1 protein-coding gene is annotated in these 728 nt (G+C 49.3%); it reads left to right on the forward strand.

Going from position 1 to position 728, the window contains the following annotated elements; all coding sequences use genetic code 11:
* Positions 1-728: DUF1553 domain-containing protein (locus MWU84_RS24030; protein ID WP_246906566.1), on the forward strand; the 728-nt coding region annotated here is incomplete at both ends.

The raw sequence follows: 728 nt of genomic DNA on the forward strand, positions 1-728 counted from the left end.
AATACCTTGGGGAAGGGGATATTGGGCCTTACCCTGGAATGTGCCAAATGCCATGACCATAAATACGACCAGCTGTCCCAAAGGGACTATTTTGAAATCTATTCCTTTTTCAACAATGTTGCTGAGAAAGGTCTTCAGAAAACCGCTGGCGATGCCTATAGAAAGGAATATTTTGCGGACGACCCCTTTATCGCCATCACCGATCAGGAGGCCAAGGGCGTGCTGTCCTTCATCAATAAGCCCGAAGGTAAAGATGTAAAGGTGATGGTCATGAACGATTCCATGCCCAGAAAGACCTATATTTTCAATCGAGGGGAGTATGACAGTCCCGGAGAGGAAGTAACTCCCAAGGCCCCGGAAATAATACTTCCCTTTTCGGAAGAGCTTCCAAAGAACAGATTGGGACTGGCCCAGTGGGTGACCGATGAGAACAATCCCCTAACGGCAAGGGTCTTTGTGAACAGGATCTGGGGGATGTTGTTCGGAAGAGGGCTTGTGGAAACTTCCGAAGATTTTGGGGTGCAAGGCAGTCTTCCCACCCATCCGCATTTGTTGGATTGGTTGGCGAAAGATTTTATGGAGCACGATTGGGACATCAAATACCTTCTAAAGAAAATAATGCTCTCGGCCACCTACCAGCAAAGCTCCATAGCCACGGAGGAGTCCAAAAAGGCCGACCCCGACAACAAGTGGCTTTCCAGGGCCCCGAGGTTCAGGATGAGCGGTGA

The sequence above is a fragment of the Arenibacter sp. F20364 genome (assembly GCF_023015905.1).
Taxonomy (GTDB): domain Bacteria; phylum Bacteroidota; class Bacteroidia; order Flavobacteriales; family Flavobacteriaceae; genus Arenibacter.